The organism is Roseovarius halophilus (ex Wu et al. 2025) (assembly GCF_047086965.1).
In genome coordinates this window covers 1-15,579 of record NZ_JBKOTX010000008.1, presented here as the reverse complement: position 1 = coordinate 15,579, position 15,579 = coordinate 1, and the positions used below count along the sequence as shown (strand labels likewise).

The following is a 15,579-nucleotide window of genomic DNA, read 5'->3' as shown; positions in this document are numbered from 1 at the left end:
CAGGTGGGTGCGGGTCATAGGTGACGCGCAGGTGAGCAATCCCCACCATGAAACGGAACACCCGGGCGCGATGCCCGGCCCCCAAGCGAAATGCTTGGAACCCAAAGGACATGAGCATGTACAAGACATTCATCCTGGCCCTCGCAATGGCGGGCGCCACGTCCACCGCAGCGCTGGCCCAGTCGGCACTCGACGCCTCGGGCGCAGAGAACCGCATCGAAGACCTCAACGAGGACATCGAGGACGATTTCGAGCGCGACACCCCGCAGTTCGGCAACGAGGGCCGCGCCATCGGCTTTGACGGCAGCTTCTCGTTGCAGGGCTCTGCCACCAGCGGCAATACCGACACCGCCTCGCTCGGCCTCGGCGCCGACATGGGCTACTTCGACGGCACCAACGGCTATGAGCTGCAGCTGTCCTACCAGTTCTCCGAGAACGAGGGCGTCACCGACGAGGACAGCCTGCTCTACAAGCTGCAATACACCCGCGATTTCGCGCGTGACTATTACGGCTTCGCCAAGCTGCAGGGCAATGTCGAAAGCCTGCCCTTCGACACCAGCGACAACTTCCTGGGCGCCGGTGTCGGCTACCGCGTCTTCGACACGGCAAGCACACAATGGTCGGTGCAGGCCGGCGTCGGCTACCGCGTGGCCGAGCTGAACAGCGCCGACGACCTCGAAGAGGGCGCGCTGGCGGTCTCCTCGGACTACTACAACCAGCTGACGCCCACGCTGGCCGTGACCAATGACACCGACATCATCGGCTCGGACTCGGACACCGTGGTCTACAACGACCTCGGCATGAACGTGAACATGACCGAGACCCTGGCCCTGCGCACCAGCGTCGTGACCGAGTATCACACCGACCCCGAACCGGGGAAGGATGACACTGACAACACCTTCGGCGTCTCGCTGGTCTATAACTTCAACTAAGTCCGGGCGACGCGGTCTGCATTCCCGCAGCGGGGGCGGTCACTCAGGTGGCCGCCCCTTTGCACATGGCGAGGCGAGCCGTGCGGTGTGGGAAATTTTTGGCCGGGGCGCGGCATTTTCCGCTTGCAGCCCCGCGCCAGTTTTCCTAAATCACACCCCACCGACAGGACGCGGGTGTAGCTCAGGGGTAGAGCATTACCTTGCCAAGGTAAGGGTCGTGAGTTCGAATCTCATCACCCGCTCCAATCGGTCCTTCCCGGGAAAGAGTTAGGTGCACCCAGGAGGAGTGCGCGACGCGGCGCTTGCCCGGTGATGGTCATTCGCGCTAGGCTTGAACCAAGACGCGTTGGGCCCGCTGTCGCGGGCGTAACCGACGGTGAGGTGTGCCATGACCGTCCCCATCCTGTTTCAGTCTTTCGAGGGGCAGTCTCGCAAGATCGCCGATTTCGCCGTCCAGGTGGTGCGCGAGGGTGGCGTTACGCCCCGACTGATCGACCTGTCCGATCCCATGGTCGCGGTGCCGCTGGAGGATGCCGAGAGGGTGATCCTGGCCGCCCCGGTCCATGAACGGCGGCACCCGCAGGAATTCGAGATCTTCCTGACCACCGGCAAGGGCGACCTCGGGCATTGCAAGACGCTGCTGCTTTCGGTCAGCATGAACGCCGCCTTCCCCGAGGGCCGGGCCGAGGCGCAGGACTACGTCACCGAGTTGCAGATGCGCACCGGTTTTACCCCGGATGCCAGCGCCATTGTCGCGGGGGCCGTGCAGATGCCCAAATATGACTATTTCGCCGCGCAGGTGGTCCAGCACGTGGTGCTCAAGGGCAAGGATTTCGACGCCGAGGCGGCGGAACACGAATTCACCGACTGGGACGCGCTGCGCGCAACGCTGACGGCCTTCCTGGCCTGAGCTGGACAGGACGCCCTACAGGATCGGCACCTGCGGCGCGGCCTCGCGCGGCAACTGCCCCGACAGGCGCGGGTCATCGGCCACCTCGACCTGGCGGCGATAGGGCGTGAAGCCTGAGCGGATGTAGAAGTCCAGCGCGGCGGGGCTGTCCAGGGTGCAGGTATGGACGTGGAACCGCCCGATCGGCGCCGACCAGGCGCGGGCCAGCGCCTGCGCCATCAGCCAGCGCCCGGCCCCCTGCCCCCGCATCTCTGCCGCCAATCCGAAATAGGCCAGTTCACATTCACCGGCGACGCGGAAGTCCAGCTCCAGCAGGCCGAGATCGCGGCCTGCCTGCCGCAGGGAAAAGACCTCGACCCGCGGGTCGTGCAGGATGGCCGTCAGCGCCGCGTCCGCCATCCCCAGCCGCGAGAACCACAGCCAGTCCCGCCCGACGCAAGTGAAAAGGGCGCGATACCACGCGGGGTCGGGGGTGGCATGGGCCACCAGCTCGGCGGCGACCGCCGGAACCGGGCGCGGCTCGGGCGGCGCGGACATCTGCAGATGCGTGACCACGGCGGCCAGCTTGCGCGGCGGCACATCCGCATAGCCGTCGGGCAGCATCAGAAGGCCTTGAAGGTCAGGGTGGTCAGGCTGCGCTCGATCCCGTCGATGTCGAGCAGGTTCTCGTTGATGTAATGGCCCACGTCCGCATTCTCGGGGACGTAGAGCTTCATCAGCAGGTCCCACTCGCCCGAGGTCGAATAGAGCTCGGAGTGGATTTCCTTGAGCGCGATGGCATCGGCCACGCGGTAGGTCGTGCCGGGGCGGCAGCGGATCTGGACGAAGACGCAGGTTGTCATGGCGGGGGTCCTTCGGGTTTTCGCGCAGGCTGGCACGGTCCTGCGCCAAGGGCAATCGCCTGCGGCATGGGCGCCACCCCTGCGGCCTTGCTGTCATCGGGTGCTTGGCGCCACCTGCGCGGCCCCCTATAAGCCGCCTGACAGGCACGAAGGACAGATCCCATGCGCAAGGCCACCATCAGCCGAAAGACCGCCGAGACCGAGATCACCGTCGAGATCGACCTCGACGGCAGCGGGACCTATGACAACCAGACCGGCGTGGGCTTTTTCGACCACATGCTCGACCAGCTCTCGCGCCACGCGCTGATCGACATGACCCTGCGCGCGACGGGCGATCTGCACATCGACGATCACCACACCGTCGAGGACTGCGGCATCGCCCTGGGCCAGGCGCTGGTGCAGGCGCTGGGCGACAAGCGTGGCATCACGCGCTACGGGGAATGCCACCTGGCCATGGACGACGCGCAGGTGCGCTGCGCGCTGGACCTGTCCGGCCGGTCCTACCTGATCTGCAACCTGGACCTGCCGACTGCGAAGATCGGCACCTTCGACAGCGAGCTGGTGCGCGAGTTCTTCCAGGCGCTGGCGACCCATGGCGGCATCACGCTGCACATCGACCGGCTGCACGGCTTCAACAGCCACCACATCACCGAGGCCGCCTTCAAGGCGGTGGCGCGTGCCTTGCGGCAGGCGCTTGAAACAGACCCGCGCAAGGCGGACGCCATTCCCTCGACGAAAGGTGCCCTGTGACCACGGTTCTGATCGACTATGACAGCGGAAACCTGCACTCGGCGCAAAAGGCCTTCGAGCGCATGGCGCGCGAGGTTGACGCGGGCGAGGTGATCGTCACCTCGGACCCCGACCAGGTGCGCCGCGCCGACCGCGTGGTGCTGCCCGGCGACGGGGCCTTTCCCCATTGCCGCGACCAGCTTTTCGGGCTGTCGGGCATGGCCGAGGCGGTGACAGAGGCGGTCGAGACCCGCGCCGTGCCCTTCCTGGGCATCTGCGTCGGGATGCAGATGCTGGCCAGCCTGGGGCATGAATACCAGCAGACCCCCGGCTTTGGCTGGATCCCGGGCGAGATTTGCCGGATCACCCCCGACGACCCCGCCCTGCCCGTACCGCACATGGGCTGGAACGATCTGGTAGTGGACCGCACGCATCCGGTTCTGGCCGGACTGGAGCACGGCGACCACGCCTATTTTGTCCATGGCTGGGCCATGCGGGCCGCCGATCCCGCCCATCTGATCGCCCATGTGGACTATGGGGGCCCGGTGACGGCCGTCGTCGGCCGAGACACCATCGTCGGCACCCAGTTCCACCCGGAAAAGAGCCAGGCCACCGGCCTGCGCATGATCGCCAACTTCCTGTCCTGGCGCCCCTGAGCACCGTTTCGGGCCCCGTAGGGGCGGTGACTGTTTTCGTCGGGATTCAATTGCATCGGCGTCGCGATTGACGCATATCTCGGGGCATTGGACAGCGCGCAGGGGGCGGACGAACGGATGAGCGATGGAAACGTATTTCTGATCATCATCGCCCTTTTGCCCTTTGCCGGGGCGTTGATCCCGGGGCTGATGATCCGGGCGGGGCGCACCGCCTGTGCCAGCTTCACGGCGATTCCCACGGCCCTGGCGCTGACCATGCTGATCGTGCTGGCCCCGGAGGTCATGCGCGGCGAGGTGATTCAGTACGAGTTGCAATGGCTGCCGCAGCTCGGGTTGTCGGCCTCGTTCTTTCTTGACGGGCTGGGTCTGCTGTTCGCGGGCATGATCCTTGGCGTCGGGCTGCTGATCACGCTTTACGCGCGGTTCTACCTGTCGGGCGAGGACCCGATGGGGCAGTTCTATACCTACCTTCTGCTGTTCCAGGGCGCGATGCTGGGCATCGTGCTGTCCGACAACATCCTTCTTCTGCTGATCTTCTGGGAGTTGACATCGCTGTCGTCCTTCCTGCTGATCGGCTACTGGAAGCACCTGCCCGAGGGCCGGCAGGGCGCGCGCATGGCGCTGGCCGTGACCGGCGCGGGCGGGCTGGCCATGATCGGTGGGATGCTGATCCTAGGCAATATCGTGGGCAGCTACAACCTGACCGACATCCTCGCCGCGGGTGACCAGATCAAGGCGCATGATTGGTACATGCCCGCGCTGATCCTGATCCTGCTGGGGGCCTTCACCAAGTCGGCGCAGTTCCCCTTTCATTTCTGGCTGCCGCACGCCATGGCCGCGCCGACGCCGGTCTCGGCCTACCTGCACTCGGCCACCATGGTGAAGGCGGGGGTCTTCCTGCTGGCGCGCATGTGGCCCGCCCTGGCGGGAACCGAGGCCTGGTTCTACATCGTGGCGACCGTGGGCCTCATCACCATGGTGCTGGGCGCGGTGATCGCGCTGTTCAAGGACGACCTCAAGGCGCTTCTGGCCTTCTCGACGGTGTCGCACCTTGGTCTGTTGACCATGTTGCTGGGCTTCGGCACCGAGGCGGCGGCCATCGCCGCAACTTTTCACATCATCAACCACCTGACGTTCAAGGCCGCGCTTTTCATGACCGCCGGGATCGTCGATCACGAGGCGCATACCCGCGACATCAAGCGGCTGGGCGGGCTGGCCAAACTCATGCCGGTCACGACCGTCATCGGCACCGTCGCGGCGCTGTCCATGGCCGGGATTCCCCTGTTCAACGGATTCATTTCCAAGGAAAAGATGCTGGAAGAGGCCGCGCATACGGTCTGGTGGGACACCCCCTGGATCGTGCCCGCGCTGGCGACGCTGGGGGCGTTGTTCTCAGTGGCCTATTCGCTGCGCTTCATCTTCCATGTCTTCGGCGGGCCGGTGCGCGACGATTATCCGGCCAAGCCGCATGACCCGCCCTTCGGCATGTGGGCCGCGCCGGCGCTGCTCTGCGTGCCGGTGGTGGTCATCGGCGTGCTGCCGCACCTGGCCGAGCCGCTGGTCAATGTCGCCGCCGGGGCCGTCACCGGCGCGCAACAGCAGGCGCACCTGAAACTCTGGCACGGGCTGACCCCGGCGCTTTACATGTCGGTGGTTGCCGTGATCGGCGGCGCGGTCCTGCTTTTGTTGCACCGTCCGCTGGACCGCGCCTGGATTGCCGCGCCGCGCCCCGAGGCCAAGGTGATCTTCGACGCGCTGGTCGGTGCCGTGGTGGGCCTGGCCCGCCGTGTGACCGATCACCTGTTCACCGGACAGATCAGCCGCTATCTGGCCATTCTGGTGGTGGCCTCGGTGGCGCTGGGGCTGGTGGCCTTCACGGGCGGCGGCCTGGCCCCGGCGAACCGACCCCCGCTGCCCGTGGACCCGGTTGTCTGGGTCGGGTGGCTGTTGCTGATTGTCGCCACCGCCTCGGTCGTGGTGATGCACCGCCACCGGTTCCGTGCGCTCGTGCTGATCGGGGTGATCGGGCTGATGATCGCCTCGGGCTTCGTCTTCCTGTCTGCCCCGGACCTGGCGCTGACCCAGATCTCGGTCGAGACGGTCACCATCATGCTGCTGCTGATCGCGCTGCACTTCCTGCCCAAACAAACCCCGGCCGAGAGTGGCACCGGCCTGCGCCTGCGCGACGGGGCCATCGCCCTGACCGCGGGCGGAGCCGTGGCGGCTGTGGCGCATACCTTCATGCGGCGTGACGTCGACACGATCTCGGGCTACCACCTGGCCAATTCCTACGAAGGCGGCGGCGGCACCAATGTCGTCAACGTCATCCTGGTGGATTTCCGCGGCTACGACACCTACGGCGAGATCATCGTTCTGGGCATCGCCGGGCTGATCATCTACGCGGTCATGGAAACCCTGCTGAACGGCCCCGCCGCGCGGCGGTTGCGCAACATGGAACTGTCGCGGGACCGCTCGCGCGACCGGCACCCGCTGATGATGGTGGTCGCCACCCGCGTGATGATGCCGATCGCGCTGATGGTCGGCATCTACATCTTCCTGCGCGGCCACAACCAGCCCGGCGGCGGCTTCGTCGCGGGGCTGGTGGTCTCGATCGCGCTGCTGATGCAGTACATGGCCTCGGGCTTTGCCTGGACGCAGAACCGCCAGCGGATCAAGTATCACACCATGATCGGCTGGGGCGTGCTGATCGCCGGGTTGACCGGTGCGGGGGCCTGGCTGGCGGGCAAGCCCTTCCTGACCAGCGCCTTCGGCTATGTCCACTGGCCCCCCATCGAGGAGTTCGAGCTGGCCACGGCCATGGCCTTCGACCTGGGCGTCTTCCTGACCGTGCTGGGGGCGGTGATGCTGATGCTCTACAGCCTGTCGCGGCTGGCCCGCCACGCCGGCGAGACCGTCAACCTGGAGCCGATGGATTACGACCCAGTCGTGCGCGCCGACACGCGCGAGGAGGAGGCCTGACATGGAAATGATCGTCGCCAGCGCCGTGGGCGTGCTGACATCTGCCGGGGTTTACCTGGTGCTGCGCCTGCGCGCCTTCCCGGTGATCCTGGGGCTGGCGCTGCTGTCCTACGCGGTCAACGTGTTCCTGTTTGCTGCGGGCAAGCTGACCACCGATATGCCGCCGATCCTGTCACCCTACGGTGCCGCCAGCTATACCGACCCACTGCCACAGGCGCTGGTGCTGACGGCCATCGTGATTTCCTTCGGGATGACCGCGGTGCTCGTCATGGTGACGCTCGGGGCCTTCCTGGAATCCGACAGCGACCGGATCGACCTGGGCCGGTCCGAGAATGCCCCGATGCCCGGCGACGACGGCGGAGAGGACGCGAAATGAGCCACTGGATCATCGCGCCGGTCATCCTGCCGGCGCTTCTCGCCCCCATCATCGGCTTTGTCATGCGCCACGACATCCGCCTGGCGCGGGTCTTTTCGCTGGCCGGAACGCTGGCCGTGCTGACCATCGCGCTGGGGCTGGTGGTGCAGGCCGCGGGCGGCGACACCGAGGTCTACCGCCTGGGCGACTGGCCCGCGCCCTTCGGGATCGTGCTGGTGCTGGACCGGCTCTCGGCGCTCATGGTGCTCTTGACCGCCGTGCTGGCGCTGATCGTGCTGACCCATGCCACGGCGACGGGCTGGGACGCGCGCGGCCGCCATTTCCACGCCCTGTTCCAGTTCCAGCTCATGGGTATTTGCGGGGCCTTCCTGACCGGCGACATCTTCAACCTGTTCGTCTTCTTCGAGATCCTGCTCATCGCCTCTTACGGACTGATGATCCACGGCGGCGGGCGCGATCGGATGCGCGCGGGCTTGCAGTACGTCGTCATAAACCTGGCGGGTTCGACGCTGTTCCTGTTCGCGCTCGGGGTTGTCTACGCCACCACAGGCACGCTCAACATCGCCGACCTTGCCCAGAAGGTGCCCCAAATCCCCCTGGAGGAGGCCGCGCTGGTCCGCCTGGCCATGATGCTGCTGCTGGTTGTCTTCGCGGTGAAGGCTGCGGTGTTCCCGGTGCAATTCTGGCTGCCGGGGGCCTATTCCAACGCGCCCGCGCCGGTCGCGGCACTGTTCGCCATCATGACCAAGGTCGGCGCCTATTCCATCATCCGCGTGCACACCACCGTCTTTGGCCCCGGCGCCGAGGCGACCGAGGGCCTGGCCGGGGACTGGCTGTTTCCGGCGGCGGTCGTGACGGTGGCCATAGGGGCCGCGGGGGTGCTGGGCGCGCGGCGGTTGCGCCCGCTGATCGCCTTTTCGGTGCTGGGGTCCATGGGCACGCTGATGCTGGCGGTCGCGGCCTTCGTCCCCGCGGCGCTGACAGCGGGGCTCTATTACCTGGTGCATTCGACCTTTGCCGCCGCCGCGCTGTTCCTGGTGGCCGACCTCGTGATGGCGCAACGCGGCGGCAATGACACCCTGGCGACCCGTCCGGCGATCGCACAAAACGGGCTGATGGCCGCGCTCTTCTTCGCCGCCGCCGTCGCAATGGCGGGGATGCCCCCCTTGTCGGGCTTTCTGGGCAAGCTGCTGGTCCTGGACGCGCTGCGCGCGCCCGGCGTGATCGGCTGGGCCTGGGCGGCGATCCTGGTGGGGTCATTGGTGACAATCGTGGGCTTTGCCCGCGCGGGCAGCGCCCTGTTCTGGAAATCCACGGCCCTGGCCGCGCCCGGCGACGGCCCAGACGCGCCCGCGCCGAGGCCGGCAGGGCCCCTGCAGGTGGCTCCGGTCGTCGTCACTGTCGGCCTACTCGGGGCGCTGGCGGTCTTTGCTGGGCCGCTGGCCGGCTACCTCGAGGCCACAAGCGGCCAGATCTTCGACCGGGCGGGCTATGTCGGCGCCGTGCTGAGCACACGCGGAGGGTCCTGATCCATGGTGTCGCGTCTTCTTCCGCATCCACTGCTGAGCCTCACGCTGGTCCTCGTCTGGCTGGGCCTGGTCAACACCGTGACCCTGGGCAACCTGATCCTGGGCAGCATCTTCGGATTGGTCGTGCCGCTGCTGACCTCGCCCTACTGGCCCGACCGGCCCCGAATCCGCCGGCCCCTCCGTGTCATGGAGTACGTCCTTGTCGTGCTCTGGGACATCGTGGTCGCCAACATCCAGGTGGCCCTGATCATCCTGTTCAAGCGCAACGACGCCATCACGTCACGCTGGATCACCGTGCCGCTGCAACTGACCTCGGCCGAGGCGATCACTGTGCTGGCCGGGACCATCACCATGACGCCGGGCACCGTATCGGCCTCGCTGTCGGCCGATGCCGGGGCGATCCTCGTCCACTGCCTGCACACCGATGACCCGGACGCCGTGCGCGACCAGATCAAGCTTCGCTACGAACGCCGCCTGATGGAGATTTTCCAATGATGACCGCCGCGCTTGTCTTTGCCTTCGGAAGTTTCGGCCTGGGCCTGCTGTTCAACCTCTGGCGCATCAGCACCGGTCCCGATGCCGCCGATCGCATCCTCGCGCTGGACACCATGGTCATCAATGCCATCGCGCTGCTGATCCTTTACGGCATCTACCGCGGCACGGCCATGTATTACGAGGCCGCGATGCTGGTCGCCATGGTCGGCTTCGTGTCTACCGTCGCCTACTGCCGCTTCGTCCTGCGCGGCGACATCATCGAGTGAGGCCCGCATGTCCCTGATCGCCGAAATCACCATCAGTTTCTTCCTGGTCGTCGCCGGCGTCTTCGGGCTGGTCGGCTCTTTCGGCCTTATCAAGCTGCCCGACAGCATGCAGCGACTGCACGCGCCGACCAAGGCGACGACGCTCGGAGTGGGCGGCGTGCTGATCGCCTCGATGCTCTATTTCCTGCTGGTCAAGGAAACGCTGTCGTTCCACGAATTGCTGATCACGCTTTTTTTGTTCCTGACCGCGCCGATCACGGCAAATTTCATCGCCAAGACCTTCATCACCCGCAACGTGCGGCCCAAGGACCTGCCCGAGACCGGCGATCACTACGGCTGGGCCCCCTACGACGATCCACCGCCGTTGCGGGACGACACGAAAGACTAACCGCGCGCGGAGGCCGGACCGGCCCCCGCGCTGCCATTACTCGGCCGCTTCGCGGTAATCCTCAAGCGGCGGGCAGGTGCAGACAAGGTTGCGGTCGCCGTAGACATTGTCGACCCGGCCCACCGGGGCCCAGTATTTGTCCACACGGAAGCTGCCCGCCGGGAAACATGCGACCTCGCGCGAATAGGGCCGGTCCCAGTCCTCCTTGACCATGTCCTGCATGGTGTGCGGCGCATGCTTGAGGGGATTGTTGTCCTGCGGCCAGTCACCCGCAGCGACCTTGCGGATTTCCTCGCGGATGCCCAGCATGGCGTCGCAGAAGCGGTCAAGCTCGGCCTTGGTCTCGCTCTCGGTGGGCTCGACCATGAGCGTTCCGGCCACCGGCCAGGACATGGTCGGCGCGTGGAACCCGCAATCCATCAGGCGCTTGGCGATGTCATCGACCGTGACGCCGACCTGCGTGAAGGGGCGGGTGTCGATGATGCACTCGTGCGCGACATGGCCCTTATCGCCTGAAAACAGGACGTCGTAGGCGCCTTCCAGCCGCTTGGCGATGTAGTTGGCGTTGAGGATCGCCACCCGGGTCGCCTGGGTCAGCCCCTTGCCGCCCATCATCAGCACATAGGCCCAGGAGATCGGCAGGATCGAAGGCGAGCCAAAAGGTGCCGCCGAGACCGGCCCCTGGCCGTCGCCCGTTGCCGGATGCCCCGGAAGGTAGGGGGCCAGCTGCGCCTTGACCCCGATCGGCCCCATGCCGGGGCCACCCCCGCCGTGCGGGATGCAGAAGGTCTTGTGCAGGTTCAGGTGGCTGACGTCCGCGCCGATCTCGCCCGGTTTGGACAGGCCCACCATGGCATTCAGGTTGGCCCCGTCGAGGTAGACCTGGCCGCCGAAGGCGTGCGTGATCTCGCAGACCTCGCGCACGGTGTCCTCGAAGACGCCATGCGTGCTGGGATAGGTGATCATGCAGGCGGCCAGGGTGTCGCCCGCGGCCTCGGCCTTGGCGCGGAAATCCTCCACGTCGATGTCACCGCGGTCGGTGCAGTTCACCACCACCACGTCCATGCCGCACATGTGCGCGCTGGCCCCGTTGGTGCCGTGGGCATTGACCGGGATCAGGCAGGTCTTGCGCCCGGTGTCGCCGCGGGCGGCATGATAGCCCATGATCGCCAGCAGGCCGGCGTATTCGCCCTGCGCGCCCGCGTTGGGCTGCATCGACATGGCGTCATAGCCGGTGATGGTGCAGAGCTTGTCGGACAGATCCGCGATCAGCTCGGCATAGCCCTGCCACTGGTCGTCGGGCGCGAAGGGATGGATCAGGCTGAACTCGCGCCAGCTGACCGGCATCATCTCGGCGGCCGAATTGAGCTTCATCGTGCAGGAGCCCAGCGGGATCATTGCCCGGTCGAGCGCCAGGTCGCGGTCGGACAGGCGCCGCATGTAGCGCATCATCTCGGTCTCGGCCCGGTTCATGTGGAACACCGGGTGCTCCATGTAGCCGCTGCGGCGGTGCAGCGCCTCGGGCACGCGATATTCCGGTTTCAGGTCCTCGTCCTTGCGATCGATACCGAAGGCGCGCCAGACCTTCTCGATCACGGGCCGCCGCGTCGCCTCGTCCAACGAGATGCCGATGGCCTTGTCACCCACGGCGCGCAGGTTGATGCCCTCGTCCACGGCGGCTGTCATGATCGCCTTCTGCGCGGCGCCGACCTCGACCGTGATCGTGTCGAAGAACGCGCCGGGCTGCACCTGGAAACCCGCTTCTTCGAGACCTCGGGCCAGCCGCACCGTTTTGCGGTGGATGCGCTGCGCGATGGCCTTGAGCCCCTCGGGCCCATGGAAGACCCCGTAGAAAGACGCCATGACCGCCAACAGGGCCTGCGCGGTGCAGACGTTGCTGGTCGCCTTTTCGCGGCGGATATGCTGTTCGCGGGTCTGCAGCGACAGCCGGTAGGCCGTGTTGCCATGGCTGTCGACGCTGACGCCGACAATCCGGCCCGGCATGTGCCGCTTGTAGGCCGTCTTGCAGGCGAAAAAGGCAGCATGCGGCCCGCCCAACCCCATGGGCACGCCAAAGCGCTGGGTGTTGCCTACGGCGATATCCGCGCCCATGGCACCCGGCTCCTTGAGCAGGGTCAGCGCCAGCAGGTCGGCGGCGACGATGCCGATCGCCTTTTGCGCGTGCAACGCCGCGATCTGCGGCGTGACATCGCGCAGGCCCCCGTGGGTGCCCGGATACTGGAAGATCGCCCCGAAGACCGCCGCGGCGTCCATGTCCTCGGGCGCGCCCACGATCACCTCGATGCCCAGCGGCGCGGCGCGGGTCTTCATCACGGCGATGTTCTGGGGATGGCAGTTCTCGTCCACGAAGAATCCGGTGGCCTTCGACTTGGCCACCCGCTGCGCCATGACCATGGCCTCGGCGCAGGCGGTCGCCTCGTCCAGCAGAGAAGCATTGGCGATCTCCAGGCCCGTCAGGTCGGCCACCATGGTCTGAAAGTTCAGAAGCGCTTCGAGGCGGCCTTGCGAAATCTCGGGCTGGTAAGGGGTATAGGCGGTGTACCAGGCGGGATTCTCAAGCACGTTGCGCTGGATCACCGGCGGCGTGACGGTGCCGTGATAGCCCTGCCCGATCAGGCTGGTCAGAACCTTGTTCTTTGCTGCGACCCCGCGCATGTGGTTGAGCAGCTTGCGCTCGCTCATCGGCTTGCCGAAATCCAGCGGCTCGGCCTGGCGGATCGCCTGCGGCACGGTCTCGTCGATCAGCTGGTCGAGGCTGTCCACACCGATCACCTTGAACATCTCGTCCATCTCGGCGGGCGAGGGCCCGATGTGGCGACGGTTGGCGAAGTCATAGGGAAGATAGTCGGTCGGGGTGAAGGGCATCGAACACCTGTTTCCTTGGGTTGAAAGTAACGCGCGGGCGGGGGCGGCGCCCCCTATGCGCCGATGAAGTCCTTGTAGGCGTCGGCATCCATCAGGCTGTCGAGCGCCGACAGGTCCGCCACCTTCATCTTGAAGAACCAGGCCTCGCCCAGCGGGTCGGCGTTGACCAGCTCGGGGGTGTCGGCAAGGGCCTCGTTGATCTCGACGATCTCGCCGTCCAGCGGCGCGAGGATGTCCGAGGCCGCCTTGACGCTCTCGATCACCACGACCTCGTCATCCTTGGCCACCTCGTCGCCCGCCTCGGGCAGTTCGACAAAGACGACGTCGCCCAGCTGGGTCGAGGCGTGCTCGGTGATGCCGACCACCACAAGTTCGCCCTCGACGCGCAGCCATTCATGTTCTTCGGTGAATTTCATGTCTCTCTCCTTCAGGTCTTGTAGCTGGATGGCCGGAACGGCAGTTCACAGGCGGTCACGGGCAGGCGCTTGCCGCGCACCTCGCCCCAGAGCGGGGTGCCCAGGGCGGCATGCGCCGTGCCCACGTAGCCCATGGAAATCGCACATCCGGTCGACGGGCCATGGGCGCCGGAGGTCACTTCGCCCACGGGGCTTGCCGCCTCTTCTTCGGCAAACAGCGGCGTGCCCGCGCGCATCGGCGCGCGGCCCTCGGGGCGCAGGCCGACGCGCAACCGCGCTGGCCCGTCGACCAGATGGTGGCGGATGCGCGCGAAACCGGGGTAATCGCCCGCCTCGCGCCGGGCCTTCTGGATTGCCCAGGTCAGGTTCGCCTCGACCGGTGTGGTGGTCTCGTCCAGGTCGGCGCCATAGAGACACAGCCCGGCCTCCAGCCGCAGGCTGTCGCGGGCGCCAAGGCCCACCGGCGCGACCGCGTCGTCCTCCAGCAGCGCCCGGGCCAGCGCCTCGGCGCTCTCGGAGGGCACGGATATCTCGAAGCCGTCCTCGCCGGTATAGCCCGACCGCGAAATCCACAGGTCGCCGAAATCCGACGCATGGGTCTCGACGTCCATGAACCGCATCTGCAGCACGTCGGGCATAAGCCGCGAGAGCGCCGCCTCGGCCTTTGGGCCTTGCAGCGCCAGCAGCGCGCGGTCGGTGACCTCTTCGACCTGCGTCGTTGCAAGCCCCGCGCGCAGATGGGCGATGTCGGCGGCCTTGCAGGCGGCATTGACCACCGCAAAGAGGTGATCGCCCCGGTTGGCGACCATCAGGTCATCGAGAATCCCGCCCTGGTCATTGGTGAAGAAGGCATAGCGCTGCCGGCCCGGCTTGAGGGTCTGCACCGCCTGGGGCACCAGCCGCTCCAGCTCGGCCGCCGCCTGCGCACCGCGCAGGATCACCTGCCCCATGTGACTGACATCGAAGAGCCCTGCGTTCTCGCGCGTCCAGAGATGTTCCTTCATGACGCCGGGGGCGTACTGAACAGGCATCTCGTAGCCCGCGAAGGGGACGAATTTCGCGCCAAGCCCGGCGTGCAGCTCGTAAAGCGGTGTTCGTTTCAGGTCGGCCATGCCGCCTCCGGTCCGTTGGGCCGGGGGCAGGCCCCCGGGCATTGGGTGCGGGCGCGGCCCGCGTCAATGCCCCCTCTGTCCGTTTGCCTGAGATCGCTATCCCTTCGGCGGGTGCATGTGGCACCACTCTCCAGAGTCCTATAGCGCGGCGGTCCTGAAGCCTGAGAGTTTACCGGGGCGGTTGCTCCTTCGGCACTGGCAATGCCAGTTCTCCCGTCGCGCAACCAAGCTTAGCGCGGGGACTTCCCGATCACAAGTCCCCCGTGGTGCCCGGCCCGCAAGGCTTCGGTGTGTCCCATGGCCCCGCTTGCGCGCCAAGCGGCCCCATGCGTTGGCAGGCCCTTGCGATGCCCGCACCATCTGGGCCTCGCCGCGCCCGAAACTATCGGCCAAGCACCCACGTAACGTCGACAAGGGTCGTGCGACGCGCATTTTCGCGAAAACGCTTCACTGCGCCGCCAGGGGCTGCCGGGCAAGCTGGCATTGGGTCCAGAGGTCGCAAAGCGCGCCCACCAGGCGGTCGATGTCCGCCTCGGAATGCACCGGGCCGGGGGTGATGCGCAGCCGCTCGGCACCCTTGGGCACGGTCGGGTAATTGATCGGCTGGATGTAGATCCCGAAGCGATCCATCAGCATGTCGCTGATGAACTTGCACTTGACCGGGTCGCCCACCATCACGGGGATGATGTGCCCGGGGTTCGGTATATGCGGGATGCCGATCTCGTCGAGCCGCGCGCGCACCTGCGCCACCTTGTCCTTTTGCAGGGCGCGTTCGGCCCCAGATGCCTTGAGGTGCCGGATCGAGACGCAGGCCCCCGCGGCCACCGCCGGCGGCAGGGCCGTGGTGAAGATGAAGCCGCTGGAGAAGGACCGCACGAAATCCACGAGGTCTGCCGAGGCAGCGATATAGCCGCCCACCACGCCGAAGGCCTTGCCCAGCGTGCCCTCGATGATGCTCACACGGTCCATCAGCCCCTCGCGCTCGGCGATGCCGCCGCCGCGCGGGCCGTACATGCCCACGGCATGGACCTCGTCGAGATAGGTCATGGCATTGTAGCGCTCG

General features: G+C 66.7%; 16 protein-coding genes, 1 tRNA gene and 1 riboswitch. Of the genes, 11 read left to right on the top strand and 6 right to left on the bottom strand.

All coding sequences use genetic code 11. From position 1 onward, the window contains the following. The first annotated feature begins 116 nt into the window (after positions 1–116). The 3 genes from ACH107_RS02715 (at position 117) to ACH107_RS02705 (ending at position 1,842) form a co-directional block, all read left to right on the top strand. Positions 117–932, top strand: a complete 816-nt coding sequence (locus ACH107_RS02715; RefSeq protein WP_412504545.1) for a YdiY family protein — start codon at positions 117–119, stop codon at positions 930–932. A gap of 170 nt (positions 933–1,102) precedes the next feature. Next, positions 1,103–1,177 (top strand) — tRNA-Gly (locus tag ACH107_RS02710). Positions 1,178–1,320: 143 nt separating this feature from the next. Then, positions 1,321–1,842, top strand: a complete 522-nt coding sequence (locus tag ACH107_RS02705; RefSeq protein ID WP_412504544.1) for a flavodoxin domain-containing protein — start codon at positions 1,321–1,323, stop codon at positions 1,840–1,842. Between the two features lie 15 nt (positions 1,843–1,857). On the opposite strand, the gene ACH107_RS02700 is transcribed toward ACH107_RS02705, so the two are convergent. Beyond that, positions 1,858–2,445 (bottom strand): GNAT family N-acetyltransferase, encoded by a 588-nt coding sequence (locus ACH107_RS02700; RefSeq protein WP_412504543.1) that lies wholly within the window; start codon positions 2,443–2,445, stop codon positions 1,858–1,860. Further along, positions 2,445–2,684, bottom strand: coding sequence for an Lrp/AsnC ligand binding domain-containing protein (locus ACH107_RS02695; RefSeq protein WP_310690225.1), 240 nt, complete (start codon positions 2,682–2,684; stop codon positions 2,445–2,447). Before ACH107_RS02695 ends, ACH107_RS02700 begins: the two co-directional genes overlap by 1 nt. A gap of 162 nt (positions 2,685–2,846) precedes the next feature. Between ACH107_RS02695 and hisB the strand changes: the two genes are divergently transcribed. The 8 genes from hisB (at position 2,847) to ACH107_RS02655 (ending at position 10,102) form a co-directional block, all read left to right on the top strand. Further along, positions 2,847–3,434, top strand: a complete 588-nt coding sequence (hisB, locus tag ACH107_RS02690) for an imidazoleglycerol-phosphate dehydratase HisB (protein ID WP_412504542.1) — start codon at positions 2,847–2,849, stop codon at positions 3,432–3,434. Further along, positions 3,431–4,069, top strand: coding sequence for an imidazole glycerol phosphate synthase subunit HisH (hisH, locus tag ACH107_RS02685; protein ID WP_310690227.1), 639 nt, complete (start codon positions 3,431–3,433; stop codon positions 4,067–4,069). Before hisB ends, hisH begins: the two co-directional genes overlap by 4 nt. A gap of 117 nt (positions 4,070–4,186) precedes the next feature. Beyond that, the gene (locus ACH107_RS02680) at positions 4,187–7,048 is read left to right on the top strand and encodes a monovalent cation/H+ antiporter subunit A (protein ID WP_412504541.1); all 2,862 of its coding nucleotides are present in this window, start codon (positions 4,187–4,189) and stop codon (positions 7,046–7,048) included. A 1-nt stretch (position 7,049) separates the two neighbouring features. Next, positions 7,050–7,424, top strand: a complete 375-nt coding sequence (locus tag ACH107_RS02675; protein WP_310690229.1) for a Na+/H+ antiporter subunit C — start codon at positions 7,050–7,052, stop codon at positions 7,422–7,424. Next, positions 7,421–8,953, top strand: a complete 1,533-nt coding sequence (locus ACH107_RS02670; RefSeq protein WP_412504540.1) for a monovalent cation/H+ antiporter subunit D — start codon at positions 7,421–7,423, stop codon at positions 8,951–8,953. The genes ACH107_RS02675 and ACH107_RS02670 overlap by 4 nt, the downstream gene beginning before the upstream one ends. A gap of 3 nt (positions 8,954–8,956) precedes the next feature. Further along, on the top strand, positions 8,957–9,448 hold the full coding sequence (locus ACH107_RS02665) for a Na+/H+ antiporter subunit E (RefSeq protein ID WP_310690231.1): 492 nt from the start codon (positions 8,957–8,959) through the stop codon (positions 9,446–9,448). Next, positions 9,445–9,714, top strand: a complete 270-nt coding sequence (locus ACH107_RS02660) for a K+/H+ antiporter subunit F (protein ID WP_310690232.1) — start codon at positions 9,445–9,447, stop codon at positions 9,712–9,714. Before ACH107_RS02665 ends, ACH107_RS02660 begins: the two co-directional genes overlap by 4 nt. 7 nt (positions 9,715–9,721) lie before the next feature. Continuing rightward, the gene (locus ACH107_RS02655; protein WP_310690233.1) at positions 9,722–10,102 is read left to right on the top strand and encodes a Na+/H+ antiporter subunit G; all 381 of its coding nucleotides are present in this window, start codon (positions 9,722–9,724) and stop codon (positions 10,100–10,102) included. A gap of 36 nt (positions 10,103–10,138) precedes the next feature. On the opposite strand, the gene gcvP is transcribed toward ACH107_RS02655, so the two are convergent. The 4 genes from gcvP to ACH107_RS02635 all read right to left on the bottom strand — a co-directional run. Then, positions 10,139–12,988 (bottom strand): aminomethyl-transferring glycine dehydrogenase, encoded by a 2,850-nt coding sequence (gcvP, locus tag ACH107_RS02650; protein WP_412504539.1) that lies wholly within the window; start codon positions 12,986–12,988, stop codon positions 10,139–10,141. 53 nt (positions 12,989–13,041) lie between these two features. Beyond that, on the bottom strand, positions 13,042–13,404 hold the full coding sequence (gene gcvH, locus ACH107_RS02645) for a glycine cleavage system protein GcvH (RefSeq protein WP_310690235.1): 363 nt from the start codon (positions 13,402–13,404) through the stop codon (positions 13,042–13,044). A gap of 11 nt (positions 13,405–13,415) precedes the next feature. Further along, a complete protein-coding gene (gene gcvT / locus ACH107_RS02640) occupies positions 13,416–14,516 on the bottom strand; it encodes a glycine cleavage system aminomethyltransferase GcvT (protein ID WP_412504538.1) in 1,101 nt (366 codons plus the stop codon). Positions 14,517–14,655: 139 nt separating this feature from the next. After that, a riboswitch (glycine riboswitch) is annotated at positions 14,656–14,742 on the bottom strand. Between the two features lie 221 nt (positions 14,743–14,963). After that, the coding region (locus ACH107_RS02635) for an aminotransferase class I/II-fold pyridoxal phosphate-dependent enzyme (RefSeq protein ID WP_412504537.1) at positions 14,964–15,579 on the bottom strand (616 nt) is incomplete at its 5' end.